At 58.3% G+C, this 18,430-nt stretch carries 18 protein-coding genes and 1 pseudogene; 14 read left to right on the top strand and 5 right to left on the bottom strand.

Translation table 11 applies throughout. The features are described from left to right. Positions 1-30 precede the first annotated feature (30 nt). Positions 31-594, bottom strand: a complete 564-nt coding sequence (gene fimA / locus HMPREF3143_RS01015) for a type 1 fimbrial major subunit FimA (RefSeq protein ID WP_008499333.1) — start codon at positions 592-594, stop codon at positions 31-33. Positions 595-903: 309 nt separating this feature from the next. Between fimA and folD the strand changes: the two genes are divergently transcribed. From folD to HMPREF3143_RS01040, 5 genes and pseudogenes are all read left to right on the top strand, one after another. Continuing rightward, positions 904-1,770, top strand: coding sequence for a bifunctional methylenetetrahydrofolate dehydrogenase/methenyltetrahydrofolate cyclohydrolase FolD (gene folD / locus HMPREF3143_RS01020; RefSeq protein WP_008499332.1), 867 nt, complete (start codon positions 904-906; stop codon positions 1,768-1,770). A 1-nt stretch (position 1,771) separates the two neighbouring features. Then, positions 1,772-1,984, top strand: coding sequence for a ribosome-associated protein YbcJ (gene ybcJ, locus HMPREF3143_RS01025; RefSeq protein ID WP_004143016.1), 213 nt, complete (start codon positions 1,772-1,774; stop codon positions 1,982-1,984). A 283-nt stretch (positions 1,985-2,267) separates the two neighbouring features. Further along, positions 2,268-3,767: a PTS transporter subunit EIIC gene (locus HMPREF3143_RS01030; protein ID WP_023343521.1), complete on the top strand. Its 1,500-nt coding sequence runs from the start codon at positions 2,268-2,270 to the stop codon at positions 3,765-3,767. An 83-nt stretch (positions 3,768-3,850) separates the two neighbouring features. Continuing rightward, entirely contained in the window at positions 3,851-4,867 is a 1,017-nt protein-coding gene (gene malI, locus HMPREF3143_RS01035; protein ID WP_008499330.1) for a Mal regulon transcriptional regulator MalI, read from the top strand. Between the two features lie 73 nt (positions 4,868-4,940). Beyond that, a pseudogene (locus HMPREF3143_RS01040) lies at positions 4,941-5,461 on the top strand (metal-dependent hydrolase). A gap of 86 nt (positions 5,462-5,547) precedes the next feature. Here HMPREF3143_RS01040 and cysS read toward each other — a convergent pair. After that, on the bottom strand, positions 5,548-6,933 hold the full coding sequence (gene cysS / locus HMPREF3143_RS01045) for a cysteine--tRNA ligase (protein ID WP_023293119.1): 1,386 nt from the start codon (positions 6,931-6,933) through the stop codon (positions 5,548-5,550). A gap of 174 nt (positions 6,934-7,107) precedes the next feature. Between cysS and ppiB the strand changes: the two genes are divergently transcribed. The 6 genes from ppiB to mnmH all read left to right on the top strand — a co-directional run bounded on the left by ppiB (position 7,108) and on the right by mnmH (position 11,575). Beyond that, positions 7,108-7,602: a peptidylprolyl isomerase B gene (ppiB, locus tag HMPREF3143_RS01050; RefSeq protein WP_008499327.1), complete on the top strand. Its 495-nt coding sequence runs from the start codon at positions 7,108-7,110 to the stop codon at positions 7,600-7,602. A gap of 3 nt (positions 7,603-7,605) precedes the next feature. Then, positions 7,606-8,328 (top strand): UDP-2,3-diacylglucosamine diphosphatase, encoded by a 723-nt coding sequence (gene lpxH, locus HMPREF3143_RS01055; protein WP_070531562.1) that lies wholly within the window; start codon positions 7,606-7,608, stop codon positions 8,326-8,328. A 136-nt stretch (positions 8,329-8,464) separates the two neighbouring features. Next, positions 8,465-8,674, top strand: coding sequence for a YdgH/BhsA/McbA-like domain containing protein (locus HMPREF3143_RS01060; RefSeq protein ID WP_039265875.1), 210 nt, complete (start codon positions 8,465-8,467; stop codon positions 8,672-8,674). Positions 8,675-8,845: 171 nt separating this feature from the next. Continuing rightward, positions 8,846-9,355: a 5-(carboxyamino)imidazole ribonucleotide mutase gene (gene purE / locus HMPREF3143_RS01065; protein WP_023616863.1), complete on the top strand. Its 510-nt coding sequence runs from the start codon at positions 8,846-8,848 to the stop codon at positions 9,353-9,355. Beyond that, positions 9,352-10,419, top strand: a complete 1,068-nt coding sequence (purK, locus tag HMPREF3143_RS01070; RefSeq protein ID WP_008499323.1) for a 5-(carboxyamino)imidazole ribonucleotide synthase — start codon at positions 9,352-9,354, stop codon at positions 10,417-10,419. The genes purE and purK overlap by 4 nt, the downstream gene beginning before the upstream one ends. Before the next feature lie 85 nt (positions 10,420-10,504). Beyond that, positions 10,505-11,575 carry a tRNA 2-selenouridine(34) synthase MnmH gene (gene mnmH, locus HMPREF3143_RS01075; RefSeq protein WP_023343517.1) on the top strand — a complete coding sequence of 357 codons (1,071 nt, stop codon included), beginning with the start codon at positions 10,505-10,507 and terminating at the stop codon, positions 11,573-11,575. A gap of 87 nt (positions 11,576-11,662) precedes the next feature. Here the strand turns inward: mnmH and HMPREF3143_RS01080 are convergent, their stop codons facing one another. From HMPREF3143_RS01080 to ybbA, 3 genes are all read right to left on the bottom strand, one after another. After that, positions 11,663-12,808 (bottom strand): porin, encoded by a 1,146-nt coding sequence (locus HMPREF3143_RS01080; RefSeq protein WP_023293123.1) that lies wholly within the window; start codon positions 12,806-12,808, stop codon positions 11,663-11,665. 183 nt (positions 12,809-12,991) lie between these two features. Then, on the bottom strand, positions 12,992-15,406 hold the full coding sequence (gene ybbP, locus HMPREF3143_RS01085; RefSeq protein WP_070531452.1) for a putative ABC transporter permease subunit YbbP: 2,415 nt from the start codon (positions 15,404-15,406) through the stop codon (positions 12,992-12,994). Further along, positions 15,403-16,089, bottom strand: a complete 687-nt coding sequence (gene ybbA / locus HMPREF3143_RS01090; protein WP_070531455.1) for a putative ABC transporter ATP-binding protein YbbA — start codon at positions 16,087-16,089, stop codon at positions 15,403-15,405. Before ybbA ends, ybbP begins: the two co-directional genes overlap by 4 nt. Between ybbA and tesA the strand changes: the two genes are divergently transcribed. Genes tesA through HMPREF3143_RS01105 form a run of 3 tightly spaced genes read left to right on the top strand, consistent with a single transcriptional unit; the run spans position 16,057 to position 18,395 of the window. Continuing rightward, the gene (gene tesA / locus HMPREF3143_RS01095; protein WP_133293914.1) at positions 16,057-16,683 is read left to right on the top strand and encodes a multifunctional acyl-CoA thioesterase I/protease I/lysophospholipase L1; all 627 of its coding nucleotides are present in this window, start codon (positions 16,057-16,059) and stop codon (positions 16,681-16,683) included. The two genes, ybbA and tesA, sit on opposite strands and share 33 nt — an antisense overlap. 28 nt (positions 16,684-16,711) lie before the next feature. Beyond that, the gene (locus tag HMPREF3143_RS01100; protein WP_023343514.1) at positions 16,712-17,482 is read left to right on the top strand and encodes an SDR family oxidoreductase; all 771 of its coding nucleotides are present in this window, start codon (positions 16,712-16,714) and stop codon (positions 17,480-17,482) included. Positions 17,483-17,540: 58 nt separating this feature from the next. Then, positions 17,541-18,395 carry a co-chaperone YbbN gene (locus HMPREF3143_RS01105; RefSeq protein WP_023293125.1) on the top strand — a complete coding sequence of 285 codons (855 nt, stop codon included), beginning with the start codon at positions 17,541-17,543 and terminating at the stop codon, positions 18,393-18,395. Positions 18,396-18,430: the final 35 nt, after the last annotated feature.

Genomic DNA, 18,430 nt, shown 5'->3' on the forward strand with positions numbered 1-18,430 from the left:
CTGAGGCCTGAACATCCCTGTGCGGAGGAATTATTCGTATTTCATTACGAAGGTGGCGTCAGCGTTCGCCTGGCCTGGCTCGGTAGTCGCAGCCGTGGATTTATAACGCGCGGTGAACTTCAGGGTGTTGGTCCCTTCGATCAGCGTCTGCGCAGCAGAGAAGGTCGCACCGTCTGGGGTCAGAACGCTGGATTTGCTGTCGAGGATCTCGATACCCACGCCTTTCGCGGTGTTGTCGTTGCTGCCGGAGGTGACGGCCAGCAGGGTTTTGTCGGTTGGGTCGATCTGACCGGTGAACGCAACGGCTGCGGTTTTGGCCACCAGCGGATCGCAATCGTTCAGTTCAATGTTGAACGGAATATTAGAGGTGGTGTCGCCCACTTTGGTGAATTTCGCGGTACGATACTGACCCAGATTAACGGTCTGCTCGGAAGAATCAGTATTTACTGAACAAGCCGCATTAACCAGCTCACCTTTAAAATGTACGGTACCGCCATTTACGGAAACCGGCGCAGCAGGATCCGCTGCATTTGCGGCACCCGCAACCAGGGCCAAAGTTGCAATAACAGTAGAAGCAATGTTGCTGAGTTTCATGTCTATTCCTTTAAAATGTAAATAACCCTTCCCGCGAAAAATCGGGAATAAGAAATACGTTCAATTGAGTAATTGAAAGCTTATTTCGGAGGAGACAAAGTAGCTCAGGAGGAGATTTTTAAATATGTCAAAACGCTGCCATTTTACCAGGTCACATCCTAATCCCGCCTAAGAAATTGACCATCCCTTAAGAAGGGTTTTTGCGTCTTGCGGATAAAAACGCGCAAAGGGTGACTGACAGCGGGGCTCGCTTCTGACAAAATACACGCATCCCCCCTTTCGAACGTTACAGACGGAATCTTCTCTCTGATGGCAGCAAAGATTATTGACGGTAAAACGATTGCGCAGCAGGTGCGCTCTGAGGTCGCGGAAAAAGTGAAGGCGCGTAAAGCGGCCGGAAAACGCGCCCCCGGGCTGGCCGTTGTGCTGGTTGGCAGTAACCCGGCATCGCAGATTTATGTCGGCAGCAAGCGCAAAGCGTGTGAAGAGGTGGGGTTCGTCTCCCGCTCTTACGATTTGCCGGAAACCACCAGCGAAGCAGAACTGCTGGAACTTATTGACACTCTGAATGCCGATAAAGAGATCGACGGTATTCTGGTTCAGCTGCCGCTGCCCGCCGGTATCGACAACGTGAAGGTGCTGGAGCGTATTGCACCGGATAAAGACGTGGACGGCTTCCATCCGTACAACGTTGGCCGCCTGTGCCAGCGCGCGCCGCGCCTGCGTCCGTGCACGCCGCGCGGTATCGTGACGCTGCTGGAGCGTTATAACATCGATACTTACGGCCTGAACGCCGTGGTCATCGGCGCGTCCAACATCGTGGGCCGCCCGATGAGCATGGAGCTGCTGCTGGCAGGCTGCACCACCACCGTTACCCACCGCTTCACCAAAAACCTGCGTCACCACGTTGAGAACGCCGATCTGCTGATCGTCGCGGTCGGTAAGCCGGGCTTTATTCCGGGCGAGTGGATTAAAGAGGGCGCAATTGTCGTGGACGTCGGGATTAACCGTCTGGAAAACGGCAAAGTGGTCGGCGACGTGGTGTATGAAGATGCCGCCGCGCGCGCCTCTTACATTACCCCCGTACCGGGCGGCGTAGGCCCGATGACCGTCGCAACGCTGATTCAGAATACCCTGCAGGCATGCGAAGAATATCACGACGTAGAGGACGCGTAAGATGGCCACATTTTCATTAGGCAAACACCCGCACGTTGAGCTGTGCGATCTGCTCAAGCTGGAAGGCTGGAGCGAAAGCGGCGCGCAGGCGAAAATTGCCATTGCCGACGGGCTTGTCAAAGTTGACGGTGCGGTGGAAACCCGCAAGCGCTGCAAGATTGTCGCGGGCCAGACCGTGAGCTTTGAAGGGCAGAGCGTGACCGTGACGGCGTAAGCCGTTTGATGCCCGGTGGCGCTGCGCTTACCGGGCCTACGTACTGTCTCCGTTTGTAGGCCGGGTAAGGCGAAGCCGCCACCCGGCAATTTCTTTCTCTATCCCCTCACACCCATCACGGTTTTTTATCGATCCACTTCAAATAATCAGTATTTCGTCTGTTGAAAAGTGAAAATTCAGTTGCGCGTTTTTCACGCTTTGCCCACGATAAGTAGAACGTTCTACTAAAACGTTCTACTTACAATAACAGCGCCAAAAAAAGCGCTACTCGGGGGAAATCAGCATGAGTCTGATATCAGGGTTTGTTAAATCGCTGTCTAAGTTATCGATGATTGGTCGCGCCTTAATGCTGCCAATTTCACTGCTTCCCGCTGCGGGCCTGCTGCTGGCCTTCGGCGATAAGTTCCATCTGCCGCTGATGATGAACGCGGGCGGGGTTATCTTTGATAACCTGCCGATGCTGTTTGCCATTGGTTCTGCCGTGGGCCTGGCGTCAGAATCCGGCATTGCGGCGCTGTCCGCGGCGGTGTCGGTGTTTGTCACCAATATCACCATCAGCACCGTGCTGAGCATCACGCCGGAAATGGCCTCTCAGGGCGGGAAATACGCCATGGTGGTGGGCATTCCGACGCTGCAGATGGGCGTCTTCGGCGGCCTGATCTGCGGTATTCTCGCGGCCTGGTGCTATAACCGCTTCCACACCATGCAGCTTCCGGAATTCCTGGGCTTCTTCTCCGGCAAGCGCTTCGTGGCGATTGCAACGGCATTCCTCTCGTTCCTGATGGGGCTGCTGCTGCCGTACGTGTGGCAGCATATCCAGGCCGGTATCGACGCCCTCTCCGTGATCGTTAACGGCGACAACCAGGCGGCCTCGACCTTTATCTTCGGTCTGGTGGAGCGCGCGCTGATCCCGCTCGGTCTGCACCATATCTGGTATCCGTCGTTCTGGTATTCGTTTGGGGATTACACCACCCAGGCAGGCCAGGTGATCCACGGCGACCAGACCATCTGGTTCAAGATGCTGGAAGAAGGGGTGAAATCCTTCAGCAGCGACACCTACCAGAACGCCGGTAAGTTCATGCAGGGTGAATTCCCGCTGATGCTGTTCGCGCTGCCTGCGGCGTGCCTGGCGATGTATCACGAAGCCCATACGAAGAATAAGAAAATCGCGGCCGGTATTCTGTTCTCCGCGGCGCTGACCTGCTTCCTGACGGGGATCACCGAACCGGTTGAGTTTACCTTTATCTTCGTGGCGCCGATTCTGTACGTCTTTAACGCCATCATGGCGGGTCTGGCCTACATGACCATGTACCTGCTGCATGCGCATATCGCCAAGTCGTTCTCTGCAGGCTTTATCGACTATCTGTCATTCGGGATCCTGCCGTCGTTTAACGGCTACCAGACCCACTTCCTGAGCGCCATTATCATCGGCATTCCAATGGGCCTGATTTATTACTTCACGTTCCGCTTTGTGATCCGTCGTTTCGACGTGAAAACGCCGGGCCGCACCGAAGTAACCGCCAACGCGGATGAAAAATCGGATTCCGAGCTCGCGACCGAGATCATCACCCTGCTGGGCGGCGCGCATAACATTGACTCCGTCGGCGCCTGTATCACCCGCCTGCGTCTGGAAGTGGCAAAAAGCGACGCGGTGGATAAAGACGGTCTTAACGGACTCGGCGCGCGCGGCGTGGTCTTCGTCGGCGACAACGGTATTCAGGTGATTTTCGGTGCCAGAGCACAGTTTATCGCCCAGACCATGTCCACCATGATCGGCAAATAATAAGATGCCTGAACGACACGTCTCCTGTACGCTGGGAGGCGTGTTTTATCTGGCTGATAATCGGTAAATTTCAGGGAGCGGTTTTGAAGAAAGTCAGCATTATTGATGTCGCGAAGCACGCGGGCGTGTCGGTTTCCACCGTATCGCTGGTGCTGCGCCAGAAAGGGAAAATCTCAGAGGCAACGATCGAGAAGGTCAACGCTGCCATCAATACCCTGGGCTATGTTCATAACGTTGCCGCTGCCAACCTCCGCGCCAATACCTCTAATCTGATTGGCCTGATCCTCCGCGACTTTAGCGACAGCTTCTCCATCAAGGTGATGGCGAGCATCGTTCAGGATCTTGAAAAACAGGGGTATATGGTTTTTCTCGGTCAGCCCCAGAACGACCATGACCAGCTTGAGCGCTGCCTGCTGTCGTTTAAGCAGCAGGGCGTCGCCGGGGTGATCTATCTGGCCTCGGATACCCGCACCTCTACCCTGCCGGAAAAGATTCGCCACTGCCCGCTGCCGCTGGTGGTGGTCTCGCAGTCGCTGCTGGATGAAAAATGCAATCTGGTGATGCGCGATAACCGACAGGCGGCCAGTCTGGCGGTGCGTTATCTCATCGAGCGCGGTCATCGTAATATCGCCTACATAGGCGGACGGGAAGGCTGTCTTATCCGCGAGCAGCGCCTGCTCGGCTTTCGCAGCGCGATGGCGCAAAACGGGCTGGTCTGGCGCGATGAATACTCACCGGCCTGCAGCGATGACACGCTGGCAGCGGGTTTTGCCACCCGCCAGCTGCTGGAAAAAAACAATACCATCACCGCCCTGCTCTGCCACTCGCCGGATGCCATGATCGGCTCCATCTCCGGTATTCATCAGGTTGGGCGTACGGTGGGTAAAGATGTCTTTCTGACGCAGCAGGTCGCCCTGGTCGGTTTCGAAGATATGCTCCACGTGAACCTCACCTCGCCCTCGTTTACCTACGTCTCGTCCGCCAGCGAAGAGACGGGGCGTCAGGCGGCCGGGCTGATTATTCGCACGCTGAAGGAGCCGACGCTGCAAACCCAGCGCATTACGCTTTCCGGGCAGCTTATCGCACGCGAGTCGGCGTAAAATCAGAATTTAGCACAGGTTTTTTAGCGCGGAATGACTGCTATATTTCCATGATTTGCCATGGATAATCACAATGCCTACCGTTATTACGCACGCTGCTGTTCCGCTTTGCCTGGGCTTAGGCCTGGGGACAAAAGTTATCCCACCCCGCCTGCTGTTTGCCGGTATTGTCCTCGCCATGCTGCCGGACGCCGACGTGCTGGCGTTTAAGTTCGGCGTCGCGTACGGCAACGTTTTCGGCCATCGCGGCTTTACCCACTCCCTGCTTTTTGCCTTCGTGGTGCCGATACTTTGCGTACTGACTGGACGACGATGGTTCCGGGCCAGCCTGACGCGGTGCTGGCTGTTTTTAACCGTGTCACTGCTGTCGCACAGCCTGCTGGATTCGATTACCACAGGCGGGAAAGGCGTCGGCTGGCTGTGGCCGTGGTCGGATGAACGCTTCTTTGCGCCGTGCAGGTGATTAAAGTCGCGCCGTTTGCGCTCTCACGCTATACCACGCCGTACGGGCATCAGGTGATTATTTCAGAACTGCTGTGGGTGTGGCTGCCGGGGGTAGTGCTGATGGGAATGTTGTGGTGGAAAAGAAGGTAAAAAAAAGCCGGGTGGCGGCTGCGCCTTACCCGGCCTACTTTTGCCCGTAGGCCCGGTAAGCGTAAGCGTCACCGGGCGTTACAGACTTACTTACGGCGCCAGGTCGTTCCCTGCGGTCCGTCCTCCAGGATGATGCCCATCTCGGTCAGACGGTTACGCGCCGCATCGGCCGCCGCCCAGTCTTTCGCCTGACGCGCTTCCAGACGCGCTTTGATCAACGCTTCAATTTCCGCCACTTCACCGTCGTCCGCCTGCGCACCGCTCTGCAGGAACGCGTCCGGCTCCTGCTCCAGCAGGCCGAGCACGGCAGAGAGCTTACGCAGATGTGACGCCAGCGCATTCGCGGCCGCCATATCCTCGGACTTCAGGCGGTTCACTTCGCGCGCCATGTCGAACAGCACGGAGTAGGCTTCCGGGGTGTTGAAGTCGTCGTTCATCACCTCAACGAAGCGTGCTTCGAACGCTTCGCCGCCTGCCGCCGGAACAGACTTGTCGGTTCCGCGCAGCGCAGTGTACAGACGCTCCAGCGCCGAGCGCGCCTGCTTCAGGTTCTCTTCGCTGTAGTTCAGCTGGCTGCGATAGTGGCCGGACATCAGGAAGTAGCGCACGGTTTCCGCGTCGTAATACTTCAGCACGTCGCGCACGGTAAAGAAGTTACCCAGCGATTTCGACATCTTCTCGCGGTCAACCATTACCATCCCGGAGTGCATCCAGTAGTTCACGTACTCGCCGCCGTGGGCGCAGGTGGACTGCGCGATTTCGTTTTCGTGGTGCGGGAACATCAGGTCTGAACCGCCGCCGTGAATGTCGAAGTGCTTGCCCAGCTGCTTGCAGTTCATCGCGGAACATTCAATGTGCCAGCCCGGACGGCCGTCGCCCCACGGGGATGGCCAGCTTGGTTCACCCTCTTTGGACATCTTCCACAGCACGAAGTCCATCGGGTTACGCTTCACGTCAACCACATCAACGCGGGCACCGGCCTGGAGCTGGTCCAGATCCTGACGGGAAAGCGCACCGTAGGTTGGGTCCGTCGGCACGGAGAACATCACGTCGCCGTTGTCGGCAACATACGCATGACCGCGGGCGATCAGCTTTTCGGTGATGTCGATGATTTCGTGAATATGGTGGGTCGCGCGCGGCTCGCTGTCCGGACGCAGAATATTCAGGGCGTCGAAGTCTTTGTGCATCTCAGCGATCATGCGATCCACCAGCGCGACAAAGCTTTCGCCGTTTTCATTCGCGCGCTTGATGATCTTATCGTCGATATCGGTGATGTTGCGCACGTATTTCAGCTTGTACCCGAGAAAACGCAGGTAGCGTGACACCACGTCGAAGGCGACAAAGGTACGGCCATGGCCAATGTGACAGAGATCGTAAACCGTAATACCACACACGTACATGCCGACTTCCCCGGCATGGATAGGTTTAAATTCCTCTTTTTGGCGCGTCATTGTATTAAAGATTTTTAACATCGAAGATTCCATGTAAACACGTGTGTGGTTGAAAACCGGCTATTCTACCCGTAATTCAAACCCGAAGCAGCACACAATGCAAGGTGATCGCATCCTGTGGTTATGCTATAACAAGCCCCTATAGATGACCCGAAGGCGGGTCGACGTACCACAATAACGGAACAGGATGCAAAAATGGTTACTTTCCACACTAATCATGGCGATATCGTAATCAAAACCTTTGATGACAAAGCGCCTGAAACAGTTAAAAACTTCCTGGACTACTGCCGCGAAGGTTTCTACAACAACACCATTTTCCACCGCGTGATCAACGGTTTCATGATCCAGGGCGGCGGTTTCGAGCCTGGCATGAACCAGAAAGCCACTAAAGAACCGATCAAGAACGAAGCGAACAACGGCCTGAAAAACACCCGCGGCACGCTGGCGATGGCACGTACTCAGGCGCCTCACTCTGCTACTGCACAGTTCTTCATTAACGTGGCGGACAACGACTTCCTGAACTTCTCCGGCGAAAGCCTGCAGGGTTGGGGCTACTGCGTATTCGCAGAAGTGGTTGAAGGTATGGACGTGGTTGACAAGATCAAAGCCGTCTCTACTGGCCGCAGCGGTATGCACCAGGACGTTCCAAAAGAAGACGTTGTGATTACCAGCGTGACCGTCAGCGAGTAATTGGTGGCGACACTCTTTATTGCGGATCTTCATCTGCAAACAGAAGAACCGGCGATAACCGCCGGTTTTCTGCGTTTTTTACGCGGTGAAGCGAAAAGCGCCGATGCGCTGTACATCCTGGGCGACCTCTTTGAAGCCTGGATTGGCGACGACGATCCTAACCCGCTGCACCGTGAAATGGCCGCCGCCATTCACGCGCTGGTGGATTCGGGCGTCCCCTGCTACTTCATTCACGGCAACCGTGATTTCCTGATCGGCAAGCGCTACGCCCGTGAAAGCGGCATGACGCTGCTGCCGGAAGAACAGGTGCTCGACCTCTACGGCCGCAAGGTCCTGATCATGCACGGCGACACGCTCTGCACCGACGATACCGGCTACCTGGCGTTTCGCGCCAAAGTCCACACCCCGTGGATCCAGAAGGTGTTCCTTGCCCTGCCGCTCTTTATCCGCAACCGCATCGCCGCCAGAATGCGCGCAGGCAGTAAAGCCGCCAACAGCAGCAAATCCATGACCATCATGGACGTCAATCCGCAGGCGGTCGTGCGGGTGATGGAAAAGCATGACGTTCAGTGGCTCATCCACGGCCATACCCATCGTCCTGACGTGCATTATCTCATCGCCAACGGCCAGCCCGCACACCGCGTGGTATTGGGTGCCTGGCACACCGAAGGTTCTATGGTCAAAGTCACGCCTGAGGGCGTGGAGCTGATCGCGTTTCCGTTTTAACCCCCTCCACATCATTCTATTTTTTTGAACAATATCGGCAAATTGTTTCGATTTTAATCCGCCCGTGGTCGGCCTATTATTTATCACATCAGGGCAACACGCCCTATCCCAGACAAAACACTTAAGGAATACGACCATGAAATCCATCAAAACTTTCGTTGCAGTTGCGGCTCTCTCCCTGGTTTCTTTCAGTTCTTTCGCGCAGAGCGTGAGCGCAACCGCCTCAACCCTTGACCGCGCAGAAGCGAAAATCGCTGCACAGGCTGCTGAACAGGGTGCGTCTTATAAAATCACCAGCGCGAAGGTCGATAATCGCGTGTATATGACCGCAGAACTGACGAAATAATGATTGCCCCTCGACGAAAACAGACCGCCAGAATGCGGTCTGTTTTGTTATGAATTGATGGCAACGACGGCTCAAGATTTAACCGCGCAACCGTTTTCCTTGCCCGTATAACATGCTATTCTCTGTGCCCTCGAAAGCAGTGTGTTTCGCACCACAGGAGTTTTAAGACGCATGTCTTCCCGCAATAATCCGGCGCGTGTCGCCATCGTGATGGGGTCCAAAAGCGACTGGGCTACCATGCAGTTCGCCGCCGAAATCTTTGACATCCTGAATGTTCCGCACCACGTTGAAGTGGTCTCTGCACACCGTACGCCGGACAAACTGTTCAGCTTCGCCGAAAGCGCCGAAGAGAACGGTTATGAGGTGATCATTGCCGGTGCGGGCGGCGCAGCACATCTGCCGGGCATGATTGCCGCCAAAACCCTGGTGCCGGTTCTGGGCGTACCGGTTCAGAGCGCCGCGTTAAGCGGTGTGGACAGCCTCTACTCCATCGTTCAGATGCCGCGCGGTATTCCTGTCGGCACGCTGGCGATTGGCAAAGCGGGTGCCGCAAACGCCGCCCTGCTGGCCGCGCAGATCCTGGCGACGCACGATAAAGACTTACATCAGCGTCTGGCGGCGTGGCGTAAAGCCCAGACCGACGAAGTGCTGGACAACCCGGACCCGCGGGGTGCGGCATGAAGCAGGTTTGCGTCCTTGGTAACGGCCAGTTAGGCCGCATGCTGCGTCAGGCCGGTGAGCCGCTGGGTATTGCCGTCTGGCCCGTCGGGCTGGACGCCGAGCCAGAAGCCGTCCCATTCCACCAGAGCGTGATCACCGCCGAGATTGAACGCTGGCCGGAGACCGCTCTGACCCGCGAGCTGGCGCGTCATAACGCCTTCGTTAACCGCGACGTGTTTCCGATCGTTGCCGACCGCCTGACGCAAAAGCAGCTGTTCGACAAGCTCGGCCTCGCGACCGCACCGTGGCAGCTCCTGTCCGATAAAAGCGAGTGGAACGACGTCTTCGCCATGCTGGGCGAGCTGGCGATCGTGAAGCGCCGCGTGGGTGGCTACGACGGCCGCGGCCAGTGGCGCCTGCGCGCAGGCGACACCGCCGAGCTGCCGAATGACTGCTACGGCGAGTGCATCGTTGAGCAGGGCATTAACTTCAGCGGTGAAGTTTCGCTGGTTGGCGCGCGCGGGCATGACGGCCGCACGGTGTTTTATCCGCTGACGCATAACCTGCATCAGGACGGCATTCTGCGCACCAGCGTCGCCTTCCCGCACGCCAATGCCGACCAGCAGGCGCAGGCGGAAGAGATGCTCTCTGCCATCATGCACGAACTCGGTTATGTCGGCGTCATGGCGATGGAGTGCTTTATCACCCCGTCCGGTCTGCTGATCAACGAGCTGGCACCGCGCGTGCACAACAGCGGCCACTGGACGCAAAACGGCGCCTCCATCAGCCAGTTCGAGCTGCACCTGCGCGCCATTACCGACCTGCCGCTGCCGCAGCCGGTGGTGAACAGCCCGTCGGTGATGATCAACCTGATCGGGACCGATCTGAACTACGACTGGCTGAAGCTGCCGCTGGTGCATCTGCACTGGTATGACAAAGAGGTCCGCGAGGGTCGTAAAGTCGGCCACCTGAACCTGAACGACAGCGACACGGGCCGTCTGAGCGCCACGCTGGAAGCCATGATCCCGCTCCTGCCGCCGGAATACGCGAGCGGTATTGTCTGGGCACAATCTAAGCTTAAATAGTTCTCCCTCCGCCGGGGAGTTGACCTCCTCTTTCCCCGGCGTACAATTCCCGCCCATTGCTGCTTAGCTTTCTTCTGGAATAACCATGAACGATGGAACGGACTATCGCGCGATCCTCGCGTCCGATACCCCTTTAATCGACGTTCGCGCGCCGATCGAATTTGCCCAGGGCGCGATGCCAGCGGCAGTCAACCTGCCTTTAATGAACGATGACGAGCGCGCCGCCGTCGGCACCTGTTATAAACGTCAGGGACCGGACGCCGCGCTGGCGCTCGGCCATCGCCTGGTGAGCGGCGACACGCGTGACGCCCGCATCAACGCCTGGCGCGAAGCCAGCCTTGCCCATCCTGAGGGCTTTCTCTGCTGCGCGCGCGGCGGCCAGCGCTCGCATATCTCGCAGGCCTGGCTGAAAGAGGCGGGTATCGACTACCCGCTGATCCGCGGCGGCTATAAGGCCCTGCGCCAGACGGCGATTCAGGTGACCATCGAGCAGTCGCAAAAGCCGATGGTGCTTATCGGCGGCTGTACCGGAAACGGTAAAACCCTGCTGGTGAAGCAGCACGCGCAGGGTATCGATCTGGAAGGGCTCGCGCACCATCGCGGCTCGTCATTTGGCCGCACGCTCACGCCGCAGCTTTCTCAGGCCAGCTTTGAAAATCACCTTGCGGTTGAGCTATTGAAAAAAGACGCCGCGCGCTGGGTGCTGGAAGATGAGGGCCGAATGATTGGCTCCAACCACCTGCCGGCCTGCCTGCGCGATCGCATGGTTGAAGCCCCTATCGTGGTGGTCGAGGATCCGTTTGACATTCGTCTTGAACGCCTGCGCGAAGAGTATTTCGACCATATGTGGGCGGATTTTTCTGCCGCCTACGGCGAGGAAGCGGGCTGGAAAGAATACAGCGAGTACCTGCATCACGGCCTGTTCGCCATACGCCGCCGTCTTGGGCTGCAGCGCTTTGCGGAATTTACCGCGCTGTTAGACTCCGCGCTGCTGGAACAGCAACGCTCTGGCCGCACTGACGCGCACTTCAGCTGGCTTGTACCGCTCCTGAACGACTATTACGACCCGATGTACGGCTATCAGCTGGAGAAAAAGGCGGAAAAGATTGTGTATCGCGGGACGTACGAAGAAATTGCTGAGTGGCTTGATCGCTGAAAAAAGCCGGGTGGCGGCTACGCCTTACCCGGCCTACGCGTACTGTTGTAGCCCCGGTAAGCACAGCGCCACCGGGGAACAGACGGCTTAGAAGTCGTAACGCAGACGCACCAGGTTCATGTCGCCCAGGTTGTCGGTGCTGGAGGTGAACACGTGTTCGTAATCCACGCGGAAACCGTAATCCAGCTGGAAGCTGATCCCCACGCCGTTGTCGATGCGCTGGTAGTTACGGCCGTTCACGTACTCAATGCGATCACCCATGAAGTAAGGCTGGATGGATTTCACCGCGTACTGACCGACTGGGAACTTGTACCCTGCGAAGTACTCAATACCCCACGCGTCGCCCGCAAAGTAGTCGTTAACAGACACTTTTTTGGTGGTCAGGAAGTTCTGATACCAGCCGCCGCCTGCGGAGAAGGTCCAGTTGTCCGGGGTCCAGCTCAGCGCGGTACCGAGGATATTCTGGTCGTAGGTTTTGCTGTCGCCGTTGTCCGGGTTACGCATGTCGGCGCGGGTGTAGTTCCACGCGGCGCCCCAGGTCAGGTCGGTAGTCAGGTGGTAATCCAGACCCAGCGAGCCGCCGCCTTTACGCTTGTAGCGCAGGCCGTTGCCCGGCAGGAATTCGCTGTCTTCAAACAGGTAGGATGCGTAAATGTCCGCATCGCCCACGGTTTTCTTATATTTCAGCATCTGGCGTGAACGGTAAGAGCCGTCGTAATCGCCGTTGATCCCGTTACCCGGTGCCTGAGCGATCATGTCGTAGTCCCAGATATCGGTTTTCGCGCCAACCACATCATAGTAAACGCTGTTCTGTTGACCGAAGGTCAGCGTACCCCAGGTGTCGCTCTTCAGACCGGTATAGAGCATACGACGCGTGGTGTCGTGTGCGCCTTCGGCGTAGTGGTGATCCCAGTTAAACTGCGCAGGAATATTCACACCCAGCTCGTAGTAGCTGATCCAGCTGATGTCATCAAACAGGTAGTAATCTGCAGCGAAACGGAAGCGGGTGCCGCCGTCAAAGCCGTTACGCTTGTAGCTGTTTTTCCCGTCGTCGCCGGTCATGTTCTGGAACTGAGGACGAATACTGCCGCCAACGGTGAAGTTCAGGCGGCTCAGCGGGTTACCCGCCTGAGGATCCTGCTTAAGAACGGTGATTTCCGCCTGAGAAGCGAAGGTCGTTAATGCCACTGCCGCGCCAATCGTTGCCGCCAGCGCTGATTTTTTTATAGTCATTATTTTTCCTTAATAGACACGCTGCTAAATATTTAGCGGGTGAATATTAACTGGAAATAATCGGGCTGTGTGGTTGGGTTTTTAATGTTTTGTGCTACTAAATGAGTGGGTATTATCACTTTGTGCTATTTAAACACTACGCACCGGCATAAAAATCCGGTGCGTAATTATCACTACACTAAATCAACTCACAAACTGACGGAACAGGGCTTTGCCCTTTAGCAGCCGCGTGCCGAGCCAACCTCCGCAGAGGGAAAGCAGCCCCGCGCCGCACAGAGGCAGAGTCAACCAAAGACGCCAGTCAGGCTCCCACGGGAAGTCGAAGACCTTTGTCTGCAGCACCGCCAGCGCCGTCTCTGCGCCAATGGCGGCCACCAGACCGGCCACCAGCCCCAGCAGCGCAAACTCGCTCCAGAGCGTCATTCGCAGCAGCCGCTTACCGGCCCCCAGCGTGCGGTAAACCACCAGTTCCTGATGGCGCTGGCGCATGCCCACCTGCACCTGGGCCAGCAGCAACAGCACGCCGCAGATCGTCACCAGCACCACCATGACCTCCAGCGCGCGGCTCACCTGCTCCAGCACCTGCCCCACCTGTTTGAGGATCGCGCCGATATCCAGCAGGCTGACCGTCGGAAACTCCCGGTTGAGCTGGGTCAGCATGCCGTTGCCGTTTTCCCAGCGGAAGCTGGTCAGCCAGCTCTGCGGCTGCCCGTCCAGCGCCCCCGGCGGGAAGATAAAGAAGAAGTTGGGCCGCAGGCTTTCCCAGTCCACATTACGCAGGCTGGTCACTTTCGCGGTGAAATCCTGGGTATCGCCGGTGAAGGTCACGCTGTCCCCCAGCTTCACGTTCAGGCGCGTCGCCAGCCCCTCCTCCATCGACACCTCTCCCGCTTTTGGCGGCCAGGTGCCGGCGGTTATCGGGTTGTGATCAGGGCGTTTATCCTGCCAGGTGAGGTTCAGCTCGCGGTTCAGCGACTCGTCCTTATTCCCCTCCGTTGGCTGGCCGTTGATCTGCGTCAGACGCGCGCGAACGATGGGATAGAACGACTCGGGGATGATGTGATGCTCCGCCAGGAAGCCCTTCAGCGGCGTAACCTGCTCAGGGGCGATATTGATCAGGAAATAGTTCGGGCTTTCCGGCGGAAGCTGCTGCTGCCAGCGGTCGAGCAGATCGCCGCGCAGCACCAGCAGCAGCGCCAGCAGCATAAACGACAGCGAGAACGCCGACAGCTGGCTGAGCGTAGACCAGGGCTGGTGCAGCAGACGGTTGACCGCCAGGCGCACGGGCAGGGATTTTACCGTCACCCTTTTCAGGAGGTTGAGCAGTATCCAGCCCAGCACGCCGCACAGCAGCGCCAGCACAACCGCCCCGGCCAGCACCGCCCACAGCAGCGTGCTGCCGCCCATCAGCCACGCCAGCAGCCCCACCGCCACCGCAATAATCACCGGAAGGTAGAACTTCAGCGGCCAGACGTTCGCCACCACATCGTTGCGAAGCACGCGCAACGGCTGCGTGGCGAGCAGCAGGCGGTAGGGCCGAAGCCCCACCAGCACCGAGATCACCGTCATCGCGCCCATCGCCCACAGCCACGGCCAGAGGCTGGCCGGCGGCAAGGCGGCCGGGAGCACCGGTTTCAGCATCACCATCAGCAGTTTTTCAAACAGCAGCCCCATTATTCCGCCGGTCAGCGCCGACAGAACCAGCAGCATCAGCCACTGGCCGACGATCAGCTTGCGCAGCTGCGCCCGGCCCGCCCCGAGGGTTTTGAGGATCGCCACCAGGTCGTAGCGGCTGCGGCAGTAGTGCCCCATCGCCACGGCCACCGCCGCCACCGCCAGCAGCAGGGTCAACAGGGCCGACAGCAGCAGGAACTGCTGAGAGCGCTCCAGAGATTTACCGAGCGCCCCCTCGTCCTGCTCCAGCCCGTACCAGCGGTGTTCCGGTTTGAGCTGCGGCAGAAGCCATTTTTCATACGCGGCAAGCTGGGCGGGCGTGCCGCCAAACTTATAGCGCCAGGTGACGCGGCTGCCCGGCTGTACCGCATGGGTGGCCGCGACATCCGCGGTGTTCATCAGCAGACGCGGCGCAAGCTGGAACGGGTTAAATCCGCCGTCGGGCTCCTGCACCACTTCCCCGGCGATTTTCAGCGTGGCGTCGCCGACGTCGATACTGTCGCCGGGTTTGAGGTTCAGCAGCGCCATCAGACGCGATGCCAGCAGCACCGTACCGGGCGTCGGCTTTAACCCCGGCGGACTGGTCTGTAAGTCACCGTACATCGGGTAGATATCATCGACGGCCTTGACGCTCGCCAGCTGCGGCATGTCGCCCGCGAAGGTCATGGTCTGGAAGGTGAGCTGCTCTCCCACCTTCAGCCCTTCTTTGCGCGCTGCTTCAATCCAGCCCGGCGGCACGGGGCGGGAGCTTTCCAGCGCCCTGTCCCCCGCCATAAACTCCCGGCTCTGCTGGCTAAGCCCTTTTTCCATGCGGTCGCTGACGCTGCCGAGCGCCAGCACGCAGGCCACCGCCAGGCTGAGCGCCAGCCAGACAATCAGCAGCGAGGGCGAGCGCCACTCGCGCCAGAACCAGCGGGTAATCATGCTTCCTCCTGCAGACCCCCGTTCACCAGCCGCAGGCGACGGTCGCAGCGCGCCGCGAGCTGCGGATCGTGGGTGACGAGGATCAACGTGGTGCCGTGCTCGCGGTTGAGCGAAAACAGCAGGTCGGCAATCCTGTCGCCGGTTTTACGGTCAAGGTTGCCGGTAGGCTCATCGGCAAACAGCACCTCAGGGCGGCCGTTAAACGCGCGGGCCAGCGCCACGCGCTGCTGCTCACCGCCGGAAAGCTGGGCGGGAAGATGGTCGAGACGTTTCCCCAGACCGAGCTGTTCCAGCAGCGCCTTCGCATGAGCGCGGCTTTCACGGCTGTTTTCACCGCGCAACAGCGCCGGAAGCTCGACGTTTTCCAGGGCGTTCAGGGTTGGAATCAGCATAAAGGACTGAAAGACAAAACCAACGTGACGCGCGCGCAGCGCGGCCCGCGCCTCTTCATCAAGCTGATGCAGCGGCTGCCCGACAAGGTGGACCTCGCCGCTGCTGCCGTCGTCCAGACCGGCTAAAATCGCCAGCAGCGTGGACTTACCGGAACCGGATTCGCCAATCAGCGCGATGGTTTCAGCGCGTTTGACAACGAGTTCAACTCCAGTAAGGATGGAAAGCTCGTGTTCCCCCTGACCGACGGACTTCTTAAGATGATGAACTTCAACACTGTTTTCCGCTGGCATTTGCCCTTCCTGTTTTTGATTCTGATGACCTTCCGCGCGGCGGCAGCGGACACGTTACTGGTTCTCGGCGACAGCCTGAGCGCAGGCTATCGCATGGCGGCTGGCGCGGCCTGGCCCGCTCTGCTCAATGACAAATGGCAGAGCAAAACGCCTGTAATCAACGCCAGCATCAGCGGCGATACCTCACAGCAAGGTTTATCGCGCCTGCCTGCGCTGCTCAAACAGCATCAGCCGCGCTGGGTGCTGGTTGAGCTCGGCGGTAATGATGGCCTGCGCGGTTTCCAGCCACAGCAAACGGAGGATACGCTGCGCACCATTTTGCAGGAGATCAAGGCGGCAAACGCCCAGCCGCTGCTGATGCAAATTCGCCTGCCCGCCAACTACGGTCATCGGTATAATGAGGCCTTTAGCGCGATCTACCCCAAGCTTGCCAAAGAGTTTGATATTCCGCTGCTGCCATTTTTCATGGAAGAGGTCTATCTCAAACCCCAGTGGATGCAAGACGACGGGATCCACCCCAATCGCGATGCGCAGCCGTTTATTGCCGACTGGATGGCAACGCGGCTGGCTCCTTTAGTTAAACATGACTCCTGATTAAGCGGAGATCCTGACAGGTAAAGTTATGCAAAAATCGGTCTTAATTACAGGATGTTCCAGTGGAATCGGTCTGGAAAGCGCGCTCGAATTGAAGCGCCAGGGGTTTCGGGTTCTGGCGGCCTGTCGCAAACCCGACGATGTCGAACGCATGAACGGGCTGGGCTTTACCGGCGTGCTGCTGGATATGGACTCGCCGGAGAGCGTTGACCACGCCGCCGATGAGGTGATCGCCCTGACCGGTAATCGTCTTTACGGCCTGTTTAATAATGCCGGTTACGGCGTGTATGGCCCGCTGGATACCCTCTCCCGCGAAACGCTGGAGAAGCAGTTTTCGACCAACTTTTTCGGCGTACATCAGCTCACCATGCGTCTGCTCCCCGCGATGCTGCCGCACGGTGAAGGGCGCATCGTGATGACGTCGTCGGTGATGGGGCTGATTTCCACCCCGGGCCGCGGCGCCTACGCCGCCAGTAAATATGCGCTGGAGGCCTGGTCCGACGCCCTGCGCATGGAGCTACGCCACAGCGGCATTAAGGTCAGCCTGATTGAACCCGGCCCGATCCGCACCCGCTTTACCGAAAACGTTAACCAGACGCAGGCGGATAAACCGGTCGAGAACCCCGGCATCGCCGCACGTTTTACCCTCGGGCCCGAGGCGGTGGTGGCCAAAGTGCGCCATGCTTTTGAGAGTGAACATCCCAAAATGCGCTATCCGGTGACGCTGGTCACCCACGCCGTCGGCTGGTTAAAACGCCTGCTGCCGGGCCGAATAATGGACAAAATTTTACACGGTTGAGTTGAAGCGACGACGCGCATCCCCATGTAAAGAACAAACCGACAAAAGAGAAAGCCGCATGTCCGTACAGAATATCGTCAATATCACAGAAGCTAACCTGCAACAGACTCTTGAACAGTCGATGACCAAACCGGTCCTGTTCTACTTCTGGTCTGAACGTAGCCAACACTGTCTGCAGCTGACGCCGGTGCTGGAAAGCCTTGCCGCCCAGTACAACGGTCAGTTCATTCTCGCAAAGCTGGACTGTGACGCCGAGCCGATGGTCGCGTCTCAGTTTGGTCTGCGCGCCATTCCTACCGTCTATCTGTTCCAGAACGGCCAGCCTGTTGATGGCTTCCAGGGGCCGCAGCCGGAAGAGGCTATCCGCGCCCTGCTGGATAAGGTGCTGCCGCGCGAAGAAGAGCTGAAAGCGCAGGAAGGCATGGCGCTGATGCAGGAAGGCAAATACGACGAGGCGCTGCCGCTGCTGAAAGAGGCGTGGCAGCTGTCAAAACAGAACAGCCAGATTGGCCTGCTGCTGGCGGAGACGCAGATCGCCCTGCACCGCTCAGAGGACGCGGAGGCCGTACTTAAGACGGTTCCGCTGCAGGATCAGGACACCCGCTATCAGGGGCTGGTTGCACAGATTGAGCTGCTGAAGCAGGCGGCGGATACCCCGGAAATTCAACAGCTGCAGCAGCAGGTTGCCGACAATCCGGCGGATGCCGCGCTGGCAAGCCAGCTTGCGCTGCAGCTGCATCAGGTGGGACGTAACGAAGAGGCGCTTGAGCTGCTCTTCAGCCATCTGCAAAAAGATTTAGCCGCCGCAGACGGTCAGGCGCGCAAGATGTTCCAGGAGATCCTGGCCGCGCTGGGCACCGGCGACGCGCTGGCGTCGAAGTATCGTCGTCAGCTTTACGCGCTGTTGTATTGATAAAAAAGCCCGGTGGCGGCTTCGCCTTACCGGGC

This window comes from Enterobacter sp. HMSC16D10 (genome assembly GCF_001807145.1).
Lineage (GTDB): Bacteria > Pseudomonadota > Gammaproteobacteria > Enterobacterales > Enterobacteriaceae > Enterobacter > Enterobacter roggenkampii.